General features: G+C 69.7%; 21 protein-coding genes. 5 read left to right on the plus strand and 16 right to left on the minus strand.

The features are described from left to right. Nucleotides 1-244: 244 nt before the first annotated feature. From AB0L75_RS04430 to AB0L75_RS04495, 14 genes are all read right to left on the minus strand, one after another. Nucleotides 245-700 (minus strand): hypothetical protein, encoded by a 456-nt coding sequence (locus tag AB0L75_RS04430; RefSeq protein ID WP_365175202.1) that lies wholly within the window; start codon nt 698-700, stop codon nt 245-247. 27 nt (nt 701-727) lie between these two features. Next, complete coding sequence (locus AB0L75_RS04435; protein ID WP_365175204.1) at nt 728-2,920, minus strand: hypothetical protein; 2,193 nt, start codon at nt 2,918-2,920, stop codon at nt 728-730. Continuing rightward, nucleotides 2,920-3,321, minus strand: coding sequence for a DUF6507 family protein (locus AB0L75_RS04440; protein ID WP_365175206.1), 402 nt, complete (start codon nt 3,319-3,321; stop codon nt 2,920-2,922). The genes AB0L75_RS04435 and AB0L75_RS04440 overlap by 1 nt, the downstream gene beginning before the upstream one ends. Nucleotides 3,322-3,472: 151 nt before the next feature. Continuing rightward, the gene (gene eccCa, locus AB0L75_RS04445) at nt 3,473-7,468 is read right to left on the minus strand and encodes a type VII secretion protein EccCa (RefSeq protein ID WP_365175208.1); all 3,996 of its coding nucleotides are present in this window, start codon (nt 7,466-7,468) and stop codon (nt 3,473-3,475) included. Continuing rightward, nucleotides 7,465-8,778: a type VII secretion protein gene (locus AB0L75_RS04450; protein WP_365175210.1), complete on the minus strand. Its 1,314-nt coding sequence runs from the start codon at nt 8,776-8,778 to the stop codon at nt 7,465-7,467. Before AB0L75_RS04450 ends, eccCa begins: the two co-directional genes overlap by 4 nt. A 10-nt stretch (nt 8,779-8,788) precedes the next feature. Continuing rightward, on the minus strand, nt 8,789-10,153 hold the full coding sequence (gene eccD / locus AB0L75_RS04455) for a type VII secretion integral membrane protein EccD (RefSeq protein WP_365175212.1): 1,365 nt from the start codon (nt 10,151-10,153) through the stop codon (nt 8,789-8,791). Between the two features lie 13 nt (nt 10,154-10,166). Beyond that, entirely contained in the window at nt 10,167-10,460 is a 294-nt protein-coding gene (locus tag AB0L75_RS04460) for a hypothetical protein (RefSeq protein WP_365175214.1), read from the minus strand. A 94-nt stretch (nt 10,461-10,554) separates the two neighbouring features. Continuing rightward, nucleotides 10,555-11,100 (minus strand): hypothetical protein, encoded by a 546-nt coding sequence (locus AB0L75_RS04465; protein ID WP_365175216.1) that lies wholly within the window; start codon nt 11,098-11,100, stop codon nt 10,555-10,557. An 81-nt stretch (nt 11,101-11,181) separates the two neighbouring features. After that, the gene (locus tag AB0L75_RS04470; RefSeq protein WP_365175218.1) at nt 11,182-11,658 is read right to left on the minus strand and encodes a hypothetical protein; all 477 of its coding nucleotides are present in this window, start codon (nt 11,656-11,658) and stop codon (nt 11,182-11,184) included. A 78-nt stretch (nt 11,659-11,736) separates the two neighbouring features. Continuing rightward, nucleotides 11,737-12,048 (minus strand): pore-forming ESAT-6 family protein, encoded by a 312-nt coding sequence (locus tag AB0L75_RS04475; RefSeq protein WP_365175220.1) that lies wholly within the window; start codon nt 12,046-12,048, stop codon nt 11,737-11,739. A gap of 58 nt (nt 12,049-12,106) precedes the next feature. Next, the gene (locus AB0L75_RS04480; RefSeq protein WP_365175222.1) at nt 12,107-12,430 is read right to left on the minus strand and encodes a hypothetical protein; all 324 of its coding nucleotides are present in this window, start codon (nt 12,428-12,430) and stop codon (nt 12,107-12,109) included. A gap of 301 nt (nt 12,431-12,731) precedes the next feature. After that, complete coding sequence (locus AB0L75_RS04485; protein ID WP_365175224.1) at nt 12,732-14,249, minus strand: LacI family DNA-binding transcriptional regulator; 1,518 nt, start codon at nt 14,247-14,249, stop codon at nt 12,732-12,734. 32 nt (nt 14,250-14,281) lie between these two features. Continuing rightward, a complete protein-coding gene (locus AB0L75_RS04490; protein WP_365175226.1) occupies nt 14,282-14,659 on the minus strand; it encodes a helix-turn-helix domain-containing protein in 378 nt (125 codons plus the stop codon). Between the two features lie 125 nt (nt 14,660-14,784). Beyond that, the gene (locus AB0L75_RS04495; protein ID WP_365175228.1) at nt 14,785-15,306 is read right to left on the minus strand and encodes a helix-turn-helix transcriptional regulator; all 522 of its coding nucleotides are present in this window, start codon (nt 15,304-15,306) and stop codon (nt 14,785-14,787) included. Nucleotides 15,307-15,601: 295 nt separating this feature from the next. On the opposite strand from AB0L75_RS04495, the gene AB0L75_RS04500 reads away from it, so the two are divergent. From AB0L75_RS04500 to AB0L75_RS04520, 5 genes are all read left to right on the plus strand, one after another. Then, the gene (locus tag AB0L75_RS04500; RefSeq protein ID WP_365175230.1) at nt 15,602-17,125 is read left to right on the plus strand and encodes a DnaB-like helicase N-terminal domain-containing protein; all 1,524 of its coding nucleotides are present in this window, start codon (nt 15,602-15,604) and stop codon (nt 17,123-17,125) included. 346 nt (nt 17,126-17,471) lie between these two features. Further along, nucleotides 17,472-18,761 (plus strand): hypothetical protein, encoded by a 1,290-nt coding sequence (locus tag AB0L75_RS04505; protein WP_365176448.1) that lies wholly within the window; start codon nt 17,472-17,474, stop codon nt 18,759-18,761. A 327-nt stretch (nt 18,762-19,088) separates the two neighbouring features. Further along, complete coding sequence (locus AB0L75_RS04510; RefSeq protein ID WP_365175232.1) at nt 19,089-19,430, plus strand: plasmid mobilization relaxosome protein MobC; 342 nt, start codon at nt 19,089-19,091, stop codon at nt 19,428-19,430. Continuing rightward, the gene (locus AB0L75_RS04515; protein WP_365175234.1) at nt 19,427-21,166 is read left to right on the plus strand and encodes a relaxase/mobilization nuclease domain-containing protein; all 1,740 of its coding nucleotides are present in this window, start codon (nt 19,427-19,429) and stop codon (nt 21,164-21,166) included. Before AB0L75_RS04510 ends, AB0L75_RS04515 begins: the two co-directional genes overlap by 4 nt. A 354-nt stretch (nt 21,167-21,520) precedes the next feature. Then, nucleotides 21,521-21,865, plus strand: a complete 345-nt coding sequence (locus AB0L75_RS04520; protein WP_365175236.1) for a hypothetical protein — start codon at nt 21,521-21,523, stop codon at nt 21,863-21,865. Nucleotides 21,866-21,955: 90 nt separating this feature from the next. On the opposite strand, the gene AB0L75_RS04525 is transcribed toward AB0L75_RS04520, so the two are convergent. Together AB0L75_RS04525 and AB0L75_RS04530 are read right to left on the minus strand one after the other, a co-directional pair. After that, nucleotides 21,956-22,768 carry a DUF317 domain-containing protein gene (locus AB0L75_RS04525; protein ID WP_365175238.1) on the minus strand — a complete coding sequence of 271 codons (813 nt, stop codon included), beginning with the start codon at nt 22,766-22,768 and terminating at the stop codon, nt 21,956-21,958. A gap of 161 nt (nt 22,769-22,929) precedes the next feature. Next, on the minus strand, nt 22,930-23,283 hold the full coding sequence (locus tag AB0L75_RS04530) for a DUF317 domain-containing protein (protein WP_365175239.1): 354 nt from the start codon (nt 23,281-23,283) through the stop codon (nt 22,930-22,932). Between the last annotated feature and the right edge of the window lie 831 nt (nt 23,284-24,114).

Below are 24,114 nucleotides of genomic sequence, written 5' to 3' on the forward strand. Positions count from 1 at the left end.
TTGCGTGTGCGGCCAGGACGTCCAGACGTCTGCGGCCGCTTCCGTTACGCGAGCGGATACCTTCAGCACCCGGCGTGACTTCCAAGTCCAGTCACCCACGGGTTAGAGATGATCACGCCATGCCCTTGGGGAGCCCCCCTTTCGAGCTGCCCCGCGCGGGCTTCCGCGTCGCCGAGAAATCGTTGTTGAAGCCGGGTGGGGATTTTCCGCGACCCTCACTACCCTGCTGATATTCCCGCCCTGCTCATTCCTCGTCGCCGGCCTGTGCAGCGAGGTTCAAGGTGAGCTCTGCGCTGGCCAGCATCCGGACGATTTCGATGGGACGGTTAGCGAATTCTTTGGCTACGACATCGATGGGGTCGACCCGACGAGTCTGTCCGTCGAGTCCAGTTGCCTCGATGACATAGCGGAATCCAACCGGCCCAGCGGGATCATCCGCGACGATCCAGCGCGCCCCGTACTTATGGATGAGGAAGTCGGCGACGTAGGACGCCAAATCCAAGTGCAGAGTGACCCAGTCGGACTCCTCGAATTCACTCAGAGGAGCGCGGGACACGTAGTCGTCCAAGGCGGGGATGAGGCCCGTTGGGTCGCTCGCGTAAATTCCGGGGGGCACTCCGAGCATATCCGCAATGTCGATGGCGTTCCGATGCCTCTCCTCGCTCCAGCCCTGGAGGTCGGGTTCATTTGCGTTTACCACGTTATGTTCCTTTCGCGGCTTTCGCGGTTACTTGGGGGCCGGCCCGAACTCGATGAAGATGATGCGAGCATGTATGAGGTAGTTTCTCAGCGCTTGCGACGGAGGTGCATGCAGGAAGACCCAGCGTGGATCGAACCTTGGGTCCAGCCGTCTTAGCGTGAGGTCCTTGTTGATTTGCTCAAGGATACCTTCGTTCAGCGGGACTTCGCCCCTCACCCGACGGGTGCCGCCACCCTTGAGTTTGATCGTCCTCCATTCAAGGTAATGCTTTACCTCCACAGCCAGAGTCCGGCCGTCAGGCATGTCCACTGGGACATCGACATTGCGGCCTCCTGGCGCCTTTACAGGGTGGTAAGGGTGGTCATGAGTGGGCACGCGATAGTGTCGCTCAGGTGCGCCGCCTGCAATCTTGCGGACGTAGTCCTCTGCCCCCTTGTACCTTTCCCGGCTGTGACGCATGCGCCGCATCTCGCGCAAGGTTCTGTCAGCGGTACCCGGCGGGAGCGCGCGGCGTGTGTGATCCGGCTCTGCGCCCGAGGCGTTGTGATGGTGTGGATCGGACGAGTGGCTGCCCGGGTCAGCGGGTGAATCATGGCCAGTGTGCTCATCGCCAGCGTCATGGTGGGCGGAGCCGTTGTCGGATGCCGAGCCGTGAGGGCCAGGTCCCGTTCCTCCGGAGCCATGTCCCCCTGCTCCGCTGCCCGCTCCGCGCCGGCTGACCGGTTCTGCACCGGCACCCCTGGTGGAAGAGCCTTCGGATGATGCAGCGTGGCCGCTGGCGTGTCCGCCTGCTTGCCCCGGTGTCCGCTCACTGGTGTGCGCGGAGCCGGCGGCGTGTTCTGCGCGGGCACCGGTTCCGACCAACTCGTGTGATCGGTTGGAGTGGGCGGACGTATCCGTTGCGCCGCGTGCCGAATCCGAGGTCGCGTGGCTCAGTGGCGCCTCACCGCCACGGTCGGCGGCGGCAGGCTCGTGCGGGGCCTCGGCAAGGTTGGGCGTGCCGTCGGCGTTGATCGGAATGAGCTGGCCGTTCTTGTCGACCCTGTAGCGGTTGCTGAGGTCGTCCAGGGCGCCGTCGGGGAACCTCGTCTTCGGCAGCCGCAGGTGTTCGCTGACGTTGGTCAGTACCTCGGAGACCTTCGGCAGATCGGACAGGGCTCTCGCCGCTCTCGCGGCGCCGGAGATCGGATCCAGGGCACCTCCGACCTTGGCCACCGTGCTGGCGGCTTCGACGAATCTGCCTGCCTTGCCCAGCCTGGCGAGTGCCCCGCCAGCGCCCCCCAACACGGTGAGGAGGTTGAAGCTGGTGACAGCGTGGGCCCGAGCCGGGTCCTTGTGCCACTCGTCGTAGGCGATGAACTGCTTGCCGAACTCCTTGGCGTACGCCTCGCTGCCGCGCTGCCAGTCCGAGAGGTGGTCGCCCTCGCCGACCGCATCCATGCCGTAGGCGTAGGCGCCGACGACGGTGCGTTTGAGGCCGTCCCAGGTCTGGTGCTGTGCGTCGGAGCCGTTGATGCCCAGGATGTTGTCCTCGAAGGTGCCCAGGCCGACGAAGCCGCCCCAGAGGCTGTCTTTGACGAGGCCGTCCCACGCCCAGCTCTTGATGCCGTGGCCCCACCAGTCCATGCTCCAGCGGTCGTAGGTGCGGGCAACGGGAGTACCCCACGGCAGGTCGGGCATGGACTCGAGCTTGTCGACGCTGATGCCGTACGTGCCGCCCTCGTCGCCGACGGGGCGGCACATGGCCGGGCTGATGGCGCCGATCTTGACCGCCGCGTTGTGCTCCGCGTTCTTGAATCCCACGACGGCTTCTGCCACGCCGTGCATGAGGGCGTTGTGCTCGTCGACCTTGTGCTGGTCATTGGTCCAGTGGTCGTCGCCTTCGACGCTGTCGACGAAGGCGATCGCCTTCTCCTTCAGATGCTTCAAGCGGTCAGCGAATGGCTTGGCTTCGGCGACGAAGGTGTCCAGGGCGTCGGCGAGGGACTCGATGTGGCCGGCGAACTCGTCCGCCGTGTCCATCACCGGCTGGGTGGAGGAGAGGAGCTGGTCCGCCTCCGGCGCCTTGTAGAACGCGCCCGTCGCCTGGAAGCGTGAGTGGACGTCTTGGCCGGCGTTACGGATGCCGATCGCGTGTTTGCGCAGCTCGGTGACCGCCTTGGACAGCTTCCCGAAGTCACCGGTGTACTGGAATATCCCACCCGGCTCGATCATCTCCACTACGCGCCACCCCCGTGGTGCTTCGTCCGCTCGCCCACGGCCTGAAGCTCGGCCGGGGTGGGCGCCTTGGCCGCGTCACGCTGGGCCCGGGCGGCCATCGCCAGGTCACCGTCGATGTAGGCACCGGTCGCCTTGACCGTCCCGTCCATCGTCTTCTTGATACGGGCCGCCATGAACTTGATCGAGTCCTCGGTGTCGGACACGAAGTTCGCGACCGCGGCACCCACCGGCCCCACCGGCGGGCCACCGCAGTACGGGCCGCTGATCGTGCCTGCGGACTCCGCCGCGTCCTGGACGCTCGTCCCGTAGCCCTTGATGTCCTTGCTCAGGTCGTCGGCCGCAAGACCCACCAAGGACAGAATGGACTCCACCCCGCTGGGACTGATGTCCCACCCCGTCACGTCAACCCCCGCTGCTTCTACGGCAGATACGTTCCCTCAGCGCTGCTCAGCATCGCACGCGCCACTGACAACAGGACATTCATCCCTATCAGATCGGTTGTTGCAGCAGCCATACGCTTCTGGCCAAAGGCACGGCGAACTCATCACTTGGTCATGCCGGGGCCTGCGTTGGCTCGGCCTCGGGTACGAGCGCGGTCTGGATCAGCTGGTGACGGCGGCCCCGGCGGACCAGCGTGCCGCGCCCTGGCGGCTGGGCGGAGGCGTACAGACCGGGGAAGAGCTGACCTTCGGTGCGGTCGCCCGTCATCACCAGTGCCGTGGCGCCGGTTTCGCGCAGTGCCGTCAGGAGCGGCTCGTACAGGGCCCGCGAGGCTCCGGCGACCCGACGGGCGACGACGAAGTGCAGGCCGATGTCCCGGGCGGAGGAGATGTACGGCAGGAACGGGGAGAGGGGCTGCTGCCCGGCCGCGGTGAGGATGTCGTAGTCGTCGACGAGGATCACGATCCGCGGGCCGGTGAACGACGGCTCATCAGTCAGGGCGTCGGGGTCGGGGGCCTCCGGAAGACGTTTCGCCAGCTCGGTGGCGATGCCGGTGGCGAGTGCCTGGGACAGCGCGGCGTTGTGCGCGTAGCCACCGCGGTACGGCTCCGGAATCACTCCCCGCAGGCCGCGCCGCGCATCGAACACACCGAAGACCAGCTCGTCCTTGTCGTAGCGGTCGATGAGGGAGCGAGAGACGAGCCTGAGCAGGTTCGTCTTGCCGCACTCGTTGTCGCCGAGGACCAGCAGGTGCTGATCGGCGCCGAACAGGTCCAGGACGGTCGCGGAGAGGGTCTCCTGGTCGACGCCGATCGGGATCGCGTGCGGTTCCGCCACGGTGGAGGGCAGGCGCTGCGCGGGCAGCCTGGTCGGCAGCACCCGCACGGGCGCGGCGGTCTCACCGTGCCAGGCGGCGCGCAGCGTGGCCGCCGCGTGCTCCAGGGCCTGACCTAGACCATCCGTCGTCGCATGGGCGTCGATGCGAGGGAGTGCCGCCTGGGCGAACAGCTTGCCGTCCGTCAGAGCCCGGCCCGGTGTGTCCGCCGACAGGGTCGCGGACAGCTTGCGGTCGACGGAGGAGTCGGCCGGGTCGTTGAGACGCAGTTCGATACGGCTGCCGAACAGTGACTGGGTGGCGATGCGAACGTCATTCCAGCGGAGCATGCCCGCCACGACATGAATGCCGTAGCCGCTGCCGCGCTTGAGGAGGTCGGCCACATCGTCGTCGAGGTGGGCGAACTCGTCGCGCAGAGCGCCGAATCCGTCGATGAGTAGCACCACGTCGGTGGAGCCGAGCTGGGGAAGTTCCCCTCGTCCGCGCAAGGCCCGCAGCTGGTCGACCGAGTCGATGCCCCGCTCGCGGAAGATCTCCTCCCGCTCGGCGAGCATGGCACGCACTTCGGCGACAGTACGGGCGGCGCGCTCGTGGCCGGCGCGGGTCGCGATGCCGCCGACGTGCGGCAGGTCCGTCAGGGCGCTCAGGCCACCGCCGGCCAGGTCCAGGCCGTAGACGGCGACATCACGCGGGGTGTGGGTGAGGGCGAGGGAGAGCGCCAGGGTGCGCAGCAAGGTCGTCTTGCCGGAGGCCGGGCCGCCGATGACGGCGGTGTGCCCGCCCGCGGTGTTCAGATCGTGCACCCACGGGCCCTGCCACTGCCGGGCCGGATCGTCGAGCACCCCAAGTGGCACCCGCAACGGGCTGTCCACACGGGCGAGCCGGAGGCCGTCGGCGGATGCCTCCACCGGGCCGGCAGCCGCGTCGAGGGTGAGGGCCTCGGGCAGAGGTGGCAGCCAGATCCGGCGCACCGGTTCAGCGACGTCGGCGAGCCGGCCGACCGCCACGCCCAGGACCGTCGGCCCGGTCTCGCGCTCACGCGGCACCGGCGCGTCCTCGCCCGGCTCGGCAGCAGGGGCGTTGAAGGCGGGATACGTCCAGGCGCGGGGTTCGGCGTCGGTGGTGCTCTCGTGTACGACGGGGCCGCGGTACGCGCCGGAGACGAAGCCGGCCTTGAAGCGGGTGTAGGTGGAGGTGTCGACCTTCAGGTAGCCGAAGCCGGGCAGGGGCGGCAGGTGGAAGGCGTCGGTGGTCTCCAGGACTGTACGTGACTCGTCCGCCGAGAAGGTGCGCAGACCGAGCCGGTACGACAGGTACGTCTCCAGCCCTTTGAGCTTGCCGCCCTCGATGCGCTGGCTGGACAGCAGCAGATGGACACCGATGGAGCGGCCGATGCGGCCGATCGACAGGAATAGGTCGATGAAGTCCGGTTTCGCGGTAAGGAGTTCGCCGAACTCGTCTATGACGACGAAGAGATGTGGCAGCGGCTCGAGGTCCGGCCGGGCCGTGGCGCGCAAGGTGCGGTAGTGCCCGATGTCGGCGACGTTGCCCGCGTCCTTGAGAACCTGCTGACGGCGCTTGATCTCACCGGCCAGCGAGGTGTGCACGCGCTCGACCAGTCCGGCCTGGTTCTCCAGGTTCGTGATCACGCCCGCCACGTGCGGCAGAGGAGCAAATGGGGCGAACGTGGCACCGCCCTTGTAGTCGACCAGGACCATCGCCAGATCATCCGGCGAGTGCGTCGTCACCAGGGCCAGCACCAGGGTGCGCAGCAGTTCGCTCTTTCCGGAGCCGGTCGCGCCGACACACAGACCGTGTGGGCCCATGCCGAGTTCGGCAGACTCCTTCAGGTCGAGCAGCACCGGCTGATGCCGGTCGTCCAAGCCGATCGGCACCCGCAGGAAGTCCCGCTCCCCGCGCGGCGCCCACGTCCGGACTGGGTCGAGGGCGGCCATGTCATCGATGCCGAGCAACTGCGGGAAGTCGACGGGCCCGGAGACGGGGGTGCCCTCGGCGGCGGACTCGGCGGACAGGCGCAGCGGCGCGAGGGCCCGGGCGAGACCCTCGGCCTCGGGGAGTCGGGTGCGGTCGGCGACCCCGTCCGTCCGTACGACCTGCTCTCCGCGCAGATCCTCCACCGTGACCTCGTCGCCGTCGACGGTGATGCGCACGGAGACGTGATCAGGCTCGTGAATCTGTTCGGCGAGCAGGTGCAGCACCGTGACGCCCATGTCGTCCAGGGCGACGGCGGCGTCCGGACGCGGTAGCTCGACGGCGTTCTCCCCGTACGCGTCGCTGAGGACCAGCAGCCGGTCGGTCAGGGCGAGCGCCTTGTTGTCGGACAGCCCGCGGCGCACCTCGGCCGCGTACGAGGCACGCCGCCCCAGATCCGAGCCGATCACCTGAGCCAGCTGAGCCATGCCGGGGGCGATGCGCCGCGCGGCGAGGGCGCCGTCATGGCTTTGCGGGTCGAGGACGTGCGGGAGCCACTTGGCCCACTCCCACTCCTCGATACGGTCCCCGGGCGCGGCGAGCGCGATGGCGACGTCGTCCGGTGCGTGGGTCACGGCGGCCTGCACGAGCAGGGACCGGGCGATGCGCAGCACCCCGGCGCGGTCGCCGACGATGCTCACATTGCCGGCGCGGTCCAGTGGCACGGTCAGCGGATGGTCGGACACGGTGGTGTAGCGGGCCTGCAGGGCGCGTGCCTCGTTCAGCATGAACGGGTCGGGCGGGGTGAGCACGCCTCCGGCTGTCTGCTGGCCGATGGTCAGCTCCTGCACGGGTACGTCACCGAGACCGACCCGCACATGGAGGAAGTCTGTGTCCGTGCGGCGCCGCTCCCACAGCCGCGCGGGATCGCGTAGCACGTCGTACAGGGCCGTGGGCGCGGGGTGCAGCAGCCGGGCGGCACGACGACGCTCTCGCTCGTCAGCGCCCAACTCGGCACGTAGCTCCTCCAGGTACTCCAGGTAGCGTTCGCGCTGGACGCGCCGCTGGCGCTGTGCCTTGCCGCGCTGCGAAAGGAACAGAGCGACCGCACCGAGCAGCGCGATGACGAGCACGACGGCGCCCAGGCCCGCGAACTGGCTGGAGCGGATCACCGTCATCATCACGACCGAGCTCATGACGCCGGCCATCGGCAGCAGAGCGGTCGCCGGGCTGCCGGTCTTGCCCTCCGGCAGGTTCGGCGGAGGCTCGATCGTGCGAGCCGCCGGCGGGAGCAGCGGACGCGTCGAGCGGGCGGGGCGATGGACCTGTTGCTGGGTCAACGCACCCGCACCGCCCTCTGCAGTGTCTCGGCGGCGAGCTGGGTGGCCGCGCGGCGCGTGGCCTCACCCAGCCGATCGGGCATGATCGGTCCGCCACCGGCCAGATGCCGGTCGTAGGGCAGATGCACGAGAGTGACTCCGGTTTCCCGCAAATGGGCCGTGGCGGCCTTCAGGTCGAGGTTCGCGTCGGGAGTGTTCGAGGTGAGGGCCACGACGGTGGAGGCGAGTGCGGCATGCGGCAGCCCGCCGAGCCAGTCCAGGACGATGCGGGTACCGCCCACGCCTTCTGCGGTGAGCGGGGCGACGACCACACGTGCGTGCGCGGTGTCCATCGCCGTACGGGCCACCTCGCCGGGCAACGTCTCGCAGTCCACGACCGTGACGGCGAAGTAACGCCGCAGCGCAAGCGTCACGGTGCGGTAGGTCGCAACGTCCAGCGGGGCGCCCACCCGCCCTTGACTCGCGGGCAGCAGCCAGCCACCGTCGGCAACCGGCACCAAGTACCCGGTGATGTCAGTCAGTTGCATCGAAGGAGTAAGGATCCGAGACACTTCGACGCACGACCAGCGTACGGACTGAGCGCCCATACGCACCGGCAGCGTGCCCAGGGCCGCGTCCGCCTCCAGAGCGAGCACGGGGTCGTGCCGGTAGTGGCTGAACGCCCGCGCCAGCAGCGCGGCGGTCGTGGTCTTGCCCACTCCACCACGGATCGACGTCACCGCGATCACCCGGCCCGTGGTCACCGGCTGCTGCACCATGCTGCCCAGCCGGCTCTCCTCGGCGACCTCCTGCGCGGCCGACGAGGTCAGCTTGCGCAGCGACCGGCCGGAACGCCGGACCAGCGAATCGCCGTGCTGGGGCGAGCCGAGCGCTATGGCGAGGCGCGGGTCGAGCGTCGGCACCGGCTCGGGCGTCGCCATGGGCAGCCGGGCCTGGCGGGGCGGCCGTACGGCGGGGGAGGCGTTCGGTGGCGTCGCCGGGGTCTGCGGGACTGCCTCGACACCGGGAGCGGGGGACCCGGTACCGGGGTGGGTCTGGGCCGACGGCGCCGGTGGAACCTCGGGCGCGGGGCGCGGGGATACCTGAGCCGGGGTCTGCGGGGCGGACCGCTCCTGGTCCCCGCGCGAGACCGGCCCTGTGGTGTGGTGTTCGCGGGACGGCCGACCCGGGTTGGGACGCTCCTCGTCCGTGTGGCGCACGGGCAAGGGCGGCCGGGCGTCACCCGGCGCCCGCTGCTCGCGCGCCTCGTCGGCACAGCCCACGGTCAGCTCACGCAGCACGTCGTCCTGCCAACGGCCGGGAGTCGTCATCACCGCCACCTCACGCGAAGGTGCCCAGCAGCCGCCCGTACACCCCGAACACCCCGAGGACCAACGGGAACAGAGCGACCACACCAGCCGACTCCAGCACGTCGCCAGCCTTGCGCAGCCGAACCCGGACATGCTCGGCGGGCTGCACGGCCAGCACACCCAGCGACACCACGACCAGCACGCCGAGAACGGCGAGCGGTGCCGACGCTCCCGAGTGCTCCCGCCACAACCAGGCCAGCCGCAGCGTCACCACCATGGACGCCGCGAGCAGTACGACCACCTCCGCCACCAGCGGGTAGGCACGCGCCCGCAACGCGAGGACGAACGCCACGGCGACAGCCAGCCACACCGTCCACACCGTCACCGTACGCACCGCCAGCACTCCGGCGACCGCACCGCAGACCGCGGTGACGACCGTCGCCAGAGCCAGCCCCCGATGCGTGGCGGCCAACGCGGTGGCCACTTGATAGCGACCGACGGACGAGCCCGCGGAGCGCCGATCGTCCAGCCCGGACAGACCCGACGCCGCCAGCGCCAGCCGCGGCAGCACACCTAGCGCGACGATGGACACCACGGCGAGCAGCGCCCCGGCACGTGCCGAACCGGCCGTGCCGGCTCCGCCGGACTGGAACGCGAGCGCCACCTCCCAGCACGCGCCCGCTCCGGCCAGTGCCCCTGCCCCGACCAGCGCACCCCGCCCGAACGGTGAGAACCACCCGAGGAGCAACAGCGCCACCACCAGGACCGAGAGCACCGTCGCCAACCGCACAGCTCCCGGCCAGCTCTGGGCTGCGGCAAGCGCCGACGCGCCCTGCACACCCACAGCGGCACTCACCACGACCAGAGCGGCGGCAAGCCCCTTGTGCCCGGCACGCCCCAGCAGCGCACCGGCCACCGAGGCCACCGCCGCGATCACCAGGAGCGACCATCCCGCAGTCCCGGCCTCGAACCCCTGACGCGCCATGAAGCCGATGGCCGACGCCCAGACCACACCCGCGCCGGCGGCCGTGATCCGCCGCGCCCGCGCGTCCCACCGCCAGGCCCGCACATCCAGATCGCCGGCCGCCTCGTCACTCACGTCATGGACCACCGGAGCGGACGGCGCGTCCTCGACCCGAACCAGCCGGAGCACAGCACCGTCGGGCACTCCCGCCGACTCCAGCGTGGCATCCGGCTCCAGAGCACTTCCGTCGGCCGTCACCAGGTGCCGGTCCTGCGGGTACTCGGCCAACCGGTCGTCGAGCAGCCGCATCACCTCGGGCAACAGCAACCCGACCGGCTCCCGGGCCGGCAGCACCAGATCCACCCGCCGACGCTCACCGACCAACGTGACTCGACTCAGTGCCGTACGGCTCACAGTCCCCCGGGATATCACGCGTTCGAACCTATCATCGGGCCGAATTCGCAGGCTGCGGTGGAACGGTGCGCTGACCGGAGGGCGAGGACACAGGCACAGAAGTCCCGTACGGAGCCTTCCCGATCACGCGGTGCGCGACGAAGGACCATCCCACACACCCCGCACACACCACGGCGGCGATCACCACCCCCGCGAACGCCTTTCCGAGCCGCTCGTCCACGGTCCGCCGCTGCCGCTGCGCCCCGAACAACACGGCATCACGCAACCGCCGACGCCGCACCGCCACGGACTCAAGAAGCTGACTGTCGTAATCCTGGGCTGACATCACTCAAATCCGGTTCGCTGGACACGCAGGTGCTCGTCGAACATCTTCTCGCCGTGCGGATCCTTGAGGCAACGAGGCAAGGGGTGGGCAGCGGTCAACAGCGCAGGCCGACAATGCCCCACCCCCGGCCCTCTGCTTCCGTGACCACCTCGCCCCAGTCGGTGAGAAGGTCGGCAAACGACTCGAACGTACCGATCCGTCCGCCGGGCTCCGCCGCGTGCTGAATGAATGGCTCGCGCAGGATTTCCAGGTGAGTTTTCGCCTGCCGCCACCATCCAGCGAGCAGAGGTACCTGATCGGGCGGACACCACAGCAAGAGGTCCGCGTCCCAGGTGCACGGCCGCTCAGGGAGCCCCGAACCGGCGCCGGTGGCGTCCTCCAGTCCGTGCCAGAACAACGTGTCGATGAACCGGTCCAGCACCTCACGCACCTTCGGCTCGACGAACTCGCGCATGTACTCCCACCGAAAGCCGGCCCACACGTGCGGTTTGTACGAGCCGTGCGTGTTCCGGAAGGCATACCGGCCGAACCAGTCGTCACCCGGCTGCGTGGACCACGACCAGCCATGCTCGAAGAGGTCGTCGCTGTACGCCTCGCCGAACGCGGCCTCGGTCAGCAGGTCTTCCCGATCACCGGGCACTGCCGCCTCCACACGCGGCCAGCCACGATCAGTACCTCTATCGACACCCCCACCACACCAGCGTACGGCGCGGACACGGATCTACGACGGCCAGACGACCGCGCCGTCACGCACTACCAACGGTGTGGGCCGGGGCTCTTCGTAGAAACGGATCCATCCCAGATGGACTTCGCCGTCGGAGCCCAGGTGCCGCTCGCTAGCCTTGGCCGCGAGCCAGCTGAGGAGTTCACCAGTGCGCTCGAAATCGTCCGGATGGATCTCCTGCCGGCTGGTCAACGCCCAGCCCTCCTGCCCCGTGTCCTGCCGACGCAGCAGCACGGAGACAAGAGCACCCCCAATCTTGTAGCTGTCACCGTGCTGGCCAAGAAGAGGCTCAGGATGATCCTCGATGACGAACTCTCCGTCTTCGTCCTCTTCCACGACCGGAAATTCGGTGACGATACTGAGTGTGTCCGGCTGCGAGCCCGCTCCCAGATGCCACCGCAGCTCCGTGAGTTCCCCCGCCGACAACTCGTCACGCAAGTCCAACGCAAGCATCAGCTCGAACATGTCAGCCATGGTCGCGCAGGCTACCCGCGCACGGCCTGTTCGGGCGAGCGGCCAACGGGAGCGGCGAGGGACACCGCCGACCGCAGGTCAGCCGATGTTGTCGACAGCTGCCTTGGCCTTGGCGAGGGTGGCCTGAGCGGTGCCGTCGTTCTGCTCCAGCGTGGTGCGGACCAGACGGATGATCTCGCGCACCTCGGCCGCGGCCTTGTGCCAGCGGACCTCCTTGCCGTGGTACTCGTCCGAGACACCGTCGGCCTGAAAGTCGGCCATCGCCGCCTTGACCGCCCGGTCGCGGTCGGTCAGCACGCGCTCCAGCTGGCCGATAATGCCGGACAGGCCGGTTTGTACGTCGGCGGAGGCGCCGGTGTCGTACGAGCGGCGGTCGTGATTCTGGGCCATGATCGAGTCCCCCTTGAAACGGTGACGGCAGTGGTTACTTGCTCTGCGAGGACGGCTATCAGAAACGGGCCGCGTCGAAGTTGGCCATCCCCATGTTCTGGTGCGCGTTGTCACCCAACTCCACGTCACCACTGCCGAACGCCGTGTCCATACCGGACTGACCGCCCAGGATCGCGCCCAGCGAGCCGTTCAGTTCCGCCGTGATCTCGTCGGCATGCGCCTTGAACGTGTCGAACGCGGCCTTGCCAGCACCGTTGAACTTGCCCTCCAGCGGTTCGGCCGCCTGGATCAGCAACCTGATCAGCGTTCCCAGGTCGTCGCTTGAGCCGACGGTGCTCTTCCCGAGCTGTGACAGGGTCGTCGACCCCATGTCGAACTTCATCCACCCACCCCGTAAGCGTGTTGTGTGCCGGGACTACTCAATCGCCGCTGCTTCACCTCGCGACGCCAGAGCCCACAATGCGTCGAACATCCTCCCGCATCCCAAGTTGCAGGCGCAACGCGAAAGGGGCCGAAGTGGCGTGATCTGGTGCATGCGATAGGGCGAGACTGAGGGCAATCTGGCCATCCGGGACGGGCTCGTGTCGCCGAATCGGTCGATGCAACCTGGATGAGCGTTGAATCGCCGACCTCCTACGGGGAAACGGCAGTGCCCCGCAACAGCGTTGCGGGGCACCGTGGGGCTACCGGAGGGCGACCGCGCGTGCACGCAGGAGGTTGTTGAGCACGCGCACCGGTGAAGTCGGGCACAGGGCCAGGCGGGCGTCGAGCGCTGCCTCCCACTGCTCGGTCAGCCCCAGCATGAGGCGCTTACGCATGCCTGGGGTGACGTGGGCGTAGCGTGCGGAGACCGAACCGTCGAGGTGGCCCATGCGCTCGTCCATGAGCACCTTCTCCGTGCCCAGATCCTCCATCATCGTCCGGTGGGTGTGACGGAGGCCGTGGGGTGTGAGGCCCTTGGCGATCGGGAGCCAGCAGGCATCGGCGCGATCGGTGGCGCCCCGCCCTCGTGCCGGGACGCCGGGCCACGGCTCGCCGAGGATGGGCACGGGGCGGGCTTCCTGCGGTGCCTTCTTCGGGTACCAGCCGGAGACCGCCGGCGTGAACAACCAGGTCGCAAAACCGTTCCTGCGCCAGTGGGCTGCATGCCCCGACACAGCGCCACCTCGCACGAATCCAAGGTCGGCCACGGCCTTCTCGACCCGCACCCGCGTGGCGTCGGCGACGCGGTGGGGGTGGTTGAGGACATTGGACACCGTCCCCGTGGAGACCCCGGCCAGCCGAGCTACGTCGACGAGCTTGGCGCCGTGGTGGCCGCCGGTCCGCGCTGCCCCCTGGCCTCGGAAGACGTACGTCCGCCCGTGACATGGGCAGGGTGTCGGCTTCGTGCGGGCGATGTGGTCGAAGACCAGGGCCGACAGCCAGTCCATCGCATCGATGGTCCGGTAGCTGTCGTCCTTGGGCGGACAGCGCACCAGCTCGCCGGTGTCCAGCTCGTACAGCTGCCACTCGACGCGGAATGCACCAGGCCGGACGAACTCAGTCTCCAGGCCGATAATCTCGCCCCAGCGCTTGCCCGTGTAGCCCTTGAGGACGACGGCGACGAACTCGTCGTCACGGCCGGAGAGCAGGGCAGCTCGCTCTGCGGTCATCAGGATGCCGAGCGCGTCGGTGACGACCTTCTCCGGGCCGCGGTTGCGGGAGCGGCCGGCGCGTTTACCGCGCCCGCGCCGCCTGGCGGCCGGGTTGGACGTGATCAGTCCCTCGTCGATCGCGTCCTCGAAGATCAGGTGGAGGGTCGAGCGCCAGGTTTTGACGCTGGAGGCCGCGTACACGGCCTTCTCCTTCTTCTCCCAGGCGTCGACGTCCGTGCGCAGGATGCCGGCGAGCGCCTTGTCCTCGAACTCGGGGAGCAGGTGCTCCTCGATGTGGCGCTTGTAGTTCTGCATGGTCGAGGCGGCCAGGTCCTGGGCCTCGTACCAGCGGCTGGCGTACTCGCCGAAGGTCTCCTGCCCAAGCCCCGGGTCGCGCCACTGACCGCGCCGAACGGTCACCTCTTCCGCGTCCGCGGCCTGCTTGGCCTCGCGCTTGGTGGCGAACTTGATCACGGCACCCGTGGAATCGGCGACCGTGCCGTACTTGCCGTCCTCGATCTTGTACCGGCCGCGCCAGTAGCCGCCGCGCTTCTCTGCGTACCCCAATGGGTTCCCTCCCTTCTCTCGCGTGGGGTGCGTTAAGCGGCGGCTCCGAACTGGGACTGGGTCATGCGGCGAGGCGGCCGGGCCTTGAGACGAACCGTGGGCGCGGCTGCCTCGGTACGCTCTCGCACCGCAGGCTGCCGGGCCGGCGCAGCAATGCCACCGGGACGCTGCGGGTTTCGGGCCGGGCGCTCTTCGTGCATGCGCACGATCTCGGCGAGGTGATCAGACGAGAAGCGGTAGGCCCGGCCGACGCGGGTGAACGGGATGAGTCGCCGACGGGCGCGGTCCTTGACCCACCAGGCGGAGCAGCCGAGGACGGCGGCGACTTCCTCGGGGAGGTAGAGGCGCGGCAGGGCGGCGTCGGGGTGCGGAGTCGGCGTGGAGGCAGGGGGTATTGCCGGTCGGTACAAGGGGTGAGTCCTCTTCTGGCGGGCGTGGGTGCGGCAACACCGACCCGCCGGTCGATCGCTAGGGATGGCGTGAGGGATGTCCCGTGCCGGGGGTTTGCCGGCCCAGCACGGGAGCGGGCGCCGAGCTACGTCTCGTTGGTACGGCCGGCGTCGCGGCTCTCGCCAGGTAGCGGGCCGTACGTCTCCAGCAGGTGCTTGGCGGACGCCTCAGCGATGGCGTTGGAGACCATCACGTCGGCCTCCTCGCGGAGGTCGGGGTGCTCGGCGAGGTAGGCATCGAGGTCGTCGCGCGCCTTGGTGTAGCCGGCGTTGGCGCGCTGGGTCTCGCGGAACGCGTCCACGACCGCGTCGATGAGCTCCATGGCACGGGCCTGGGCGGCAAGCTGCGGGGGCCCGACGAGGTTGCGCAGGTCGAGGCCGAAGACCTCGGCGAATCCGATGGCCTCGTCCAGATTGATGCGGCGCTTGCCGTTCTCGATGCGCCAGACCGCGGACGGGTTCATCTCGAAGCCGGCCTCGTTCAGGCGGTCGGACAGAGCATTGGTGCTCCATCCACGCGCCTCGCGCTCCAGCTTGATGCGCACCGCGACGTTCGCCTCGCCGCTGAGCAGCACACCCTGCGGGGAGTCGTCGTCTACCACGGCCATCTCCTTCCCTTCGTAGCAGTCCACTGCCATTTGCAGCAACCCCTCAACAGTAGCATGCGTTCTGCGAGATGCAGAACACTTCTGCGATCGGCAATTCGTGTGACATACTGATAGCCCCACCCTGACCAGCCCGAGGAATCGCCGCGACCCACCCCACGTAGCACCGCACGCAAAAAGCCCCCGGCTGTCACCGGGGGCCAAGCGCAAACCTCTCAACCGCCATCCCTAGCGATCGACCCGCGAGGCCGGGATTGCCGTCCCGTATGGCCCGCGAGCAGAGGAGCTGATGCCCAGTATGACCGACGCCCAACCGAATACGCCATCCCGCTTCGAGTACGGCTACGCGTCATCTCCGGACGAGCCTGGGCAGGCTCCCTTCAATCTGGACGCCGAGAGCGCGGTGCTCGGCGCCTGCATGCACCACAGCCATGTCATCGACACCGTGCGTCCTGTTCTGGGCGACAACGCCTTCTACCGGCCCGCCCACGAGACCATCTGGCGCGCGATGCTCGCCCAGCACCGCGAGGGCAAACCGACCGACCCGATCGTTTTGACCGAACTGCTCGAGCAGCAGGGGGATCTCAAGCGTGTCGGCGGCGCCCCGTATCTGCACCAGCTCGCCAGCGCGCTCTATGACATCGGTAGCGCGGAGCACCACGCGGAGATCATCCGCACGAAGGCCAACTTGCGTCGTCTGCTGGCCTCCGCCGTCCGCACCGTCCAGCGGGCTCAGGAGCCGGGCGCCGACCCTGAGGCGATACGCAGCGAGGTCGAGGCGGAGATGCGGGCCGAGCGCGAGCGGGCACTCGCCTCGGGCCAGGGACGTCTGAACCGCTTCGCCAAAGACGGGTGGTCCTTCGTCAAGGAGACCGGCGCGGACGCCGAGCCGTTGTGGGGCACGCGTGAGAAGACCGTCTGGGCGCCGGGCGAGAGCCTGATGATCGTCGGCGCACCCGGGGTCGGCAAGACCACCCTGGCCCACCAGGTGGTCTTCGCCCGCCTGGGGCTGCAGGAGACGGTCCTGGAGATGCCGGTCGCCCCGAGCAGGCGGGTGCTCTACCTGGCCATGGACCGGCCCCGGCAGATCGCCAGGGCCATGGACCGGCGCGTCTTCCCCACCGACGAGAAGATCCTGCGTGAGCGGCTCGTGGTCTGGGAGGGCCCGCTGCCCGCCACCCTCGACAAGGAGCCCGATCTCCTCGCCGATCTCGCCGCCGCCCACCGGGCCGACACCATCGTGATCGACAGCCTCAAGGACGCGGTGAGCACCATGGTCGACGACGGCCTCGCTGTCGCCTTCCACAACGCCCGCATGCGCGCACTGCGAGGCGGCGTGGAGATCATGGAGCTGCACCACCAGCGCAAGGCCACCGCCGACGCACCGCGCGGCCAGCGCCCCAGCCTGGACCAGGTCTACGGCTCCGCCTGGATCACCGCCGGCGCGGGCAGCGTCCTGTTCATCAGCGGCCGGGCAGGCGACCCCGCCGTCACCCTCCACCACCTCAAGACCCCCACCGGGGAGATCGGCCCGCTCGACGTCACCCACGACCACGTGCGCGGCACCACCACGGTCGACCCCAGCAAGGACCCCGCGGTCCTGCTGCGCAACGCCCCGGGCGGGCTGACCGCACGCGACCTGGCCGCGGTCCTGGTCGGCGGCGAGCCCGAACGCGCCGACGTGGAGAAGGCCCGCCGCCACCTGGCCCGCCTCGTCGACAGCGGCCTGGCCACCAAGGCCGACGGCATCGCTGGAGGAGCCGGAGGCGGGCAGCAGACCCGCTACTACGCCTCCGCACGCCACCTCACCGCCGTCGGCTGACCCCTCGCCTGTACCGCGTGAAGCGTTCACGCGACCGTACACGCGGCCCTCACGCGAACACCCCGCCGTGAACCGCTCACAGCGTCCACGCTGACCGCAAAACCGCAGGTCAAGCGATCACGCGAGCGTCCACGCCGTACACGCACCCAAGCGATCACGCGCCGGGCCCCCTTTAGAAGGGGGCCCGCGTGAACGCCCCCTGCGTGAACGCCCCTCACCCCTCGCACCACAAGCCCCACCGCACCACCCCATGGAGAGACCTGACGTGCCCTCCCCTGCCCCGATAGCCCCGGCCACCGAAGGCGGCACTGCCTCGCTCCTGCCGCACTGGGCTCCCGCCCCCGTGATGGCCGTGGCGCTTCTTGCCCTGCTCGGCCTGGTCGCCCTGTCCACCGCGTGGATGAAGCGCCGGCAGCACCGCCGGCCGTCCGGCACCAACCGCTGGTGCGGGGCCGTCGCGGTGCCGGTTGCGGCCGTGGCCGCGCTCGGCTGCACCGCATACAGCGCGGACACCAGCTGGCGGTTCGCCGCCGACTACCTCGACATGGGCGGCACCGCCGAGCGCATCGCGATGTTCGCCGCCGCTGAGCTCGCCCTGTTCGCCACCGCCCTGATGGCCCGGCAGAACCTCAACGGCCCAAAACAGGCCCCCGGCCTGCCCGGCACCCTCACCTGGGTCATCACCGCCGTCCAAGTTTTGCCCGCCTACGCCGAGTCCGGGCTGGTCGGCGGCACCGTGCGAGCCTTCGTCGGCCCGGTCATGGCCGCGATGCTCTGGCACCTGGCCATGGGCATCGAGCTGCGCCACCGCACCCCCGACGCCAACTCGCACAGCCTGGCTGCCGTCCTCGTCCGCCAGGCCCGCGAACGCCTCCTGGCCCGTCTCGGCATCGCCGACCAGGACGCCGATGCCGCCCGCCTCATCCGCGACCGCGCGCTAAGCGAAGCCGTCGCCCTGATCCTGCGCGCCGAGTCGATGACCGACCGCCAGCGCAGCAAGCGGCGGCAACGACGCCTGACGGAACGCCTGCACGAGGCCCTGGAACGGGCCGGCGTCGACGGCGACCCGCTCCAGGACGAGCTGCTGCTGCGCAAGCTCGCCACCCGCAAGCAGGCCCTCGGCCTCGCCTCCATCACACTGCCGCCTCGCTGGGAGGTCCCGGCCGTCTCCAGCCCCGCCCGGGAATCCGGGCACAGCCGCCCGCGCTCCGGCCGCCCGAAATCACTGCCGCGGGCAGAGGACGCTGCCCGCCCACACCCATCGGATCCGGGTGGCGACGAGGTGCCTCCGTCTGCCCGCCCGGAACATGCCCGCACGGTGCCCGGGCTGCCCGCACGGGCAGAAGCCAAAGGCAGCCCGGCGCTCACGGGTAACAGCTCGGGCAGTGTGTCGGGCAAGCGCGATCGGAAGGCGGCTGCCCGGAAGAAGCGCGACACGGGCAAAGCCCGCGCCTCCGACGAGGTCATCCTCAAGCACACCCGCCGCATCTACGAGGAGACCGGCAGCGTCGGACGCGACCGGGTCGAAGCCGTCCTGCGCGCCGCCGGCTACACCGTCTCCAGCGACGACGTCGGACGCATCGTCCGCGAATTCAAGGCCCAGCTCAAAGCCGCAGCCGGCGATCCACTCCTCTGATCCTCGCAGCACCGGCACTCCCCATCAGACCCCGACCCGAAGGGCCCCATGCACGCCCCGCACCACGAAGATCCCACGCTCCACGAGGAATCCCGGCCGATCACCCCTGCCCCAGGCACAGCAAGTTGTCCCGGGAGCATTGCTCCCGGAGTTCCCGCCCCAGGGGTGGCGGGAGCGCCCCGGCGCCAGGGGGCGCCGGGCCGACAGGCTGCGGCCGAGGGCGGACCGCAGGTGGGAGGAGACCGGCAGGTCGAGTCCCTTTCCCGGCGGCGTCAGCGCGTCCGTCAGCCGAAGTCCCGTAAGCGCCTGCACCAGCCCAGCTGTCGTATGAACGACGCCGAGTACCAGCGCTTCACCGACGCAGCCGCTCACTGCGAGATGTCCAACGCCGCGTTCCTCGCCTACGCCGTGGACAAGGCCGCCCGCGACCTGACCCGCACGGCCGCCGAGATCGCCACCGAGCGAGAGGTCATCGAGGAGCTGTTCGCCGCCCGTCGGCACTTGGGCCGCATCCACGGCCTGTTCAACCAGGTCGCCAAGGCCCTCAACTCCGGCGCCGACGCACCCCACCTCGACGCGGCGACCGAGGCCGTCCGCGGCGCTGCCCGCCGTATGGAGGACGCCGCCGACGCGCTGCTTGCCCACCGGGACGGCGGTGCCACTGCGTGATCCCCAGTATCCACAAGCGCGGCAGCAAGACGATCGGCCTGCTCCGTTACCTGTATGGGCCGGGCACCCACGAGGAGCACATCGACCCGCACCTGGTGGCCGCCTTCGACCCGCTCACTCCCGACCCTGGCCGCGACCCGGACGTCACCTTCGGGCAGTTTCAGCGGCTGCTCAACCAGCCCGTCAACGCCCTGCTCGCCGGCCGCCGCCCGAAGAAGCACGTGTGGCACATGTCCGTGCGGGCCAGCCCGGAGGATCCGATCCTGTCGGATGAGGACTGGGCGGCCATCGCCCGCCGCATGGTCGCCGCCACCGGCATCGCCCCCGAAGGCGACGACGCCGCGTGCCGGTGGGCCGCCGTCCGGCACGCGGACGACCACATCCACATCATCGCCACCCTGGTCCGCGACGACGGCCGCCGGCCCCGTCTGCACAACGAGGCCCGCCGCGCCCAGGCCGAATGCCGCCGCATCGAAGCCGACTACGGTCTGCGCCGCGTCGCCTCCGGAGACGGCACCGCCGCCAAGCGCCCCACCAGCGCCGAACGCCGCAAAGCCGAACGCCAGGGCCGGGAACGAACGGCACGCGAGGAACTGCGCGAGACCGTACGGCGCGCGGTGGCCGGCGCGACGAGCGAGGAGGAGTTCTTCGATCGGCTGGCCGCCGCGGGCCTTCTGATCCGCAAGCGGGTCGCGCCCTCCGGTGACCTGCTCGGCTACAAGGTCGCGCTGCCCGGCGACCGCAACGGTGAGAAGGAGCCGGTGTTCTACGCGGGCTCCACGCTCGCCCCCGATCTGTCCCTGCCCCGCGTCCGCGAACGCTGGGCCCTGCACGCGGAGACTGTCGCTTCGGCGGACGGCTCTGGGCGGGAGCAGCCCGTCCTGCCGGAGGTGACAGGTCCCGCGTTCGCGCGGCGTCGGGCTACCGCCGCTACCTGGCAGGCGTTGTTGGTCATCGACCAGGGCGACGACGGCGCGGCAGCGGCCCAGATCGCCGCGGCGGGAGAGGTGCTGGACGCGCTGGCCAAGACCTCCGCCGCCCACACCCGCAAGGAGCTGCGCGAGGCAGCCTTCATGTTCGAGCGGGCCAGTCGCTCCTACATCAGGGCCGTGCGTGGGCACGACCGCGCCCTGCGCCAGGCCGCCCGCGACCTCGTCCACAGCGGGCCAGCTCTCGGTCGCGGCGAAGACGGCGCCACCACCGCGATGCTCATCGACATGGCCTTCTTCCTCGCCATGGCCGCGGCGAACTGGCACGCCAAGAAGCGCCACAGCCAGCAGGCCCAGGCCGCCCGGCAAGCCGCCGAACACCTGCGCGCCGCCTACCAGGCCGCCGCAGGCGAGCCCATGGCCGCACTCGGCCAACGAGGCCGTCGTCTGGCCCCGCGTGTTCGGCAGCGGCAAGCCACCCTTCTCCAGCAAGTGCTGCCAGACCTGGCCGAACGCATCCTCGCCGAAGCCGGCTGGGCCGCCTTGGCCACCACCCTCGACGACGTCCGGAAGGCCGGCCATGACCCGGCCGTTCTGCTGACCGACGCCGCCCGACGGCGCGAGCTCGACACCGCCACCTCCATCAGCGACGTCCTGGTGTGGCGCCTGCGCCGCAGCGCCCACCTGCTCGCCCTACCCGCAAGCCCCGACGGAACGGCCGCCCGGGGCAGTCGGCGCACCGCGCCCCCGGCGCCCGTCACGCAACCGGCCACCAGCGCCGTGAACGACCCCAGCCGACGGCGCTGACCAGCGAGAAACGGGCGGAACATAGCCGACGATCGGCGGTTGGGCAAACCGCCGATTCTCCGGACCATTGGTGCCGACAAGCCCCACAACATGCCCTTGGCACCTCGTCCCCACCGCAGTCAAGCGCCCGTCACCCTCGCCGCCGGCCCACGCTCAGCAACCGCCCTTCCGCGAGCACCCTGTTTCTCGCGGCTCACACCTCCTTGACCAAGGCACCCGCACGTCATGTCCCGAGCACCACCCGCCAGCTCACCCCCGAACCGCTCACCAGCACAAACCGATCTCACGACACCACACAAGGAACCACCCGTGCCCTCCTCTATTCGCCCCGAAGTCGTCCTCCTCATCACCAAGTTGGACTTCAGCCACCCCGACATCCGGACGCGCCCGTACCACCGCGACGGGCGCCCGTTCACCCGCGCCGAGCGCGACCTGCTGGTCACCTTCACCCCGGAGGAAAAGGCCGCCGCGAAGGCGCAGATACAGCTCGAAGCCGAATGGCAGCGTGAACTCGACGAAATGAAGGACGCCTTCGTCGACCTGCTCATGAAGTACTTTGCCAAGCTTCCCAAGGGATCCGTGGTCAGCGACGCCGTCGCCATCATGACCGACGAGGACTACGCGGAGTTCGGACGCCTGGCCGAGATCGTCACTGCGGAAGACACCCTCGAATTCCGCGCCCTGCACGAAGGAAGCTGACCGGCCGCACAGCAACGGCGGCCCACCCGGTGGGCTCGCGAAGCCGGGCCTTCCCGAGGGGAGGCCCGGCTTCAATGCGTTGGACGGCCCTCAGCTGGCTGGAGCGCGCAGGAGCCGATCGCGTGTACTTTCGGGCAGCACCCGGCGCAGGACCGGTGCGCTGGAGCTGAGGGAGTCGGCGAACGCGGCGACGAGGTCGTGCGGCACGCTGGCGCTGAACGACGCGGCCCATAGGTAGCCCGCGCCGCGCACTGGCTCGGCCCACGCCTGCCACCCGGCCAGGGCTGCCTCGTCCGCCTCAGCGACCAGCGCCAGTGGGTCGCCATCCTGGATGAGGGGTGGCACCTCGCCGAGGTGGATGTGGGCGGCGAACGTCGGGTCCACCGCGCCTGTGCCGACGTCGCGCAGCCAACCGTGCGCCGTTACCGCGTCGAGGACCAGCTCGGGGTCACCGCACTGCAGGGCGGGCTGGTTGCGGGCGTCGAGGGCGGTAAGGAAGCCGGCGAGGATCTCCCCCGGGACATCGGGGGTGAAGTAGGCCGACCACTGGGCGAGCGGACTGCTCGGGTCCGTACGAGCGGAGACCTGCCAGGCGATCGGCAGGTTCCCCAGGTGGAACGGCTCGTCCGGCAGGACCCACTGCGCCCACCGCAGGGAGTCGGGGCTGATGTGCAGGACGGTGCTGCGCAGGACCTGACGGTCCTCCGGCGCCTCGTCCGGCTCCTGGCGCCCCCGGACGAGCGTCAGGCTCGTCCAACCCAGGCCGGCAAGCGTGTCAGCGACGGCGTCGTACAGGCGTCCGTCGTCACCGGCCAGGTGCCGCGGACCGACCCAGTACACGGACGGGACGCAGGCCGGAGCAGGTGGATCGATCGGGAAATCGGGACGCAGGTACGCCTCCAAGAAGTCGGGGGGCTTGAAGCCACCAGCGGTGCGTAAAGCTGGATGGAGGTGCCGGGCCGGCTTGCGGCGGCCTCGGGTTGCAGATGGCCGGGCTACCCCGTCTCGCCCTCACCAGCCAGACGACGGGCTCCCCCAGCGGCGCCGACTCGTGCCGCTGCGTGTCACACCCGCTGGGAGGTCTCCAGCACGCGCGCGACCGCGGCGGCGACGACATCCGCCGGCGTCTCGGTGTCGAAGGACATCTGGTAGCCGCGCACCTTGGCCGTACCGGTGACGGCGATCTTCCACCCCTCGCCGTCGGTACCAGGACGGCCGGACGGAAACCATCCGAGATAGAAGGATCCATCCTTCGAGTTGACGTGTACGTCCGCGCGGTCGTCGACGACCAGGACGAAGTCGTCGGCGGAGAACTGATCCATCACGAGCGTGGCCTGGCCCGGGCCGAGCAACCACTCACGCAGCTGCAGGGCCTCGACGGTGGTGGAGAATCCGGGACCCTGGGGCGCCGCAGTCACAGGCAATCACCTCTCTGACCTGGTGTTTTACGAGAAGGTCGTCAAGGCTCACATGCCCTTGAGGCGCTTACCAGCTATTCGTGGATCTTTGCTGTCTGCCCCCGGCGAACTGCGGCACTCTCGGACGACGCGGCAGGGCATTCCGGGGAGCAGGCACCCGACACCCGCCCCCTTCTAGGGTGACGTGCGGCACGGCGGCGTCTTCGGCATGCCCCGTGCCCGAGACGACGTTGGCCTGGGCTCCGCTCGGACCGGAGTCCTGGTAGCCGGCTCCTTCCGGACCGCTCCGCAGGCCGTCACGTCGTCACGGATCGAGCTGAGAGCGATGGGTCTCCAGTCACCGTCATCCTGCAGACAGAGATCCCTTTCCGTTCCAGGTTGCGCGCTGGTGATTCAGATGCTTACGGACTGCTCGGGCGCGACCGGCGCCGACGCACACAGCACCCGTGGCCGACGGGGCGACCTGAGCCACGCTCTCGTCACTGGCGTTACGGGCGATGAGAGCAGGAGCGCCGGTCGCCGCCAGGACATGACGCACTGACCAGCCCCGCCGCCTCGAAGTAGGTCTGCACACGCGCCATCGCCTGAGCCATTTCTTGGGCGCTCGGCCGTTCTAAATGGCCGATACCCGACAGTGGGTGGCGCAGAGGTGACCTTGACCGGGTCCGTTGCGGCTGGTCCGCTTACTACCGATGTGGCGTCGAGATCAGCGGGATCCGGGGGTGTGTACGTGATCTGGGTGCACCTGTATGTGCCGTACCAGCCAGCTCGCCGCTCACTCCGCACCGCGCCACGAAGGGCAGGAGCCCCGCGGAGTCGGGATACGCCACC

The organism is Streptomyces sp. NPDC052101 (assembly GCF_040680235.1).
Taxonomy (GTDB): Bacteria; Actinomycetota; Actinomycetes; order Streptomycetales; family Streptomycetaceae; genus Streptomyces.

What these genes read in the sequence shown, in the direction of transcription:
- AB0L75_RS04475 (WP_365175220.1), bottom strand. Translation starts at nt 12,048, where the DNA reads ATGGCCCAGAATCACGACCGCCGCTCGTACGACACCGGCGCCTCCGCC.
- AB0L75_RS04495 (WP_365175228.1), bottom strand. Translation starts at nt 15,306, where the DNA reads ATGGCCGTGGTAGACGACGACTCCCCGCAGGGTGTGCTGCTCAGCGGC.
- AB0L75_RS04450 (WP_365175210.1), bottom strand. Translation starts at nt 8,778, where the DNA reads ATGACGACTCCCGGCCGTTGGCAGGACGACGTGCTGCGTGAGCTGACC.
- AB0L75_RS04505 (WP_365176448.1), top strand. Translation starts at nt 17,472, where the DNA reads ATGGCCGTGGCGCTTCTTGCCCTGCTCGGCCTGGTCGCCCTGTCCACC.
- AB0L75_RS04500 (WP_365175230.1), top strand. Translation starts at nt 15,602, where the DNA reads ATGACCGACGCCCAACCGAATACGCCATCCCGCTTCGAGTACGGCTAC.
- AB0L75_RS04480 (WP_365175222.1), bottom strand. Translation starts at nt 12,430, where the DNA reads ATGAAGTTCGACATGGGGTCGACGACCCTGTCACAGCTCGGGAAGAGC.
- AB0L75_RS04460 (WP_365175214.1), bottom strand. Translation starts at nt 10,460, where the DNA reads ATGTCAGCCCAGGATTACGACAGTCAGCTTCTTGAGTCCGTGGCGGTG.
- AB0L75_RS04510 (WP_365175232.1), top strand. Translation starts at nt 19,089, where the DNA reads ATGAACGACGCCGAGTACCAGCGCTTCACCGACGCAGCCGCTCACTGC.
- AB0L75_RS04470 (WP_365175218.1), bottom strand. Translation starts at nt 11,658, where the DNA reads ATGGCTGACATGTTCGAGCTGATGCTTGCGTTGGACTTGCGTGACGAG.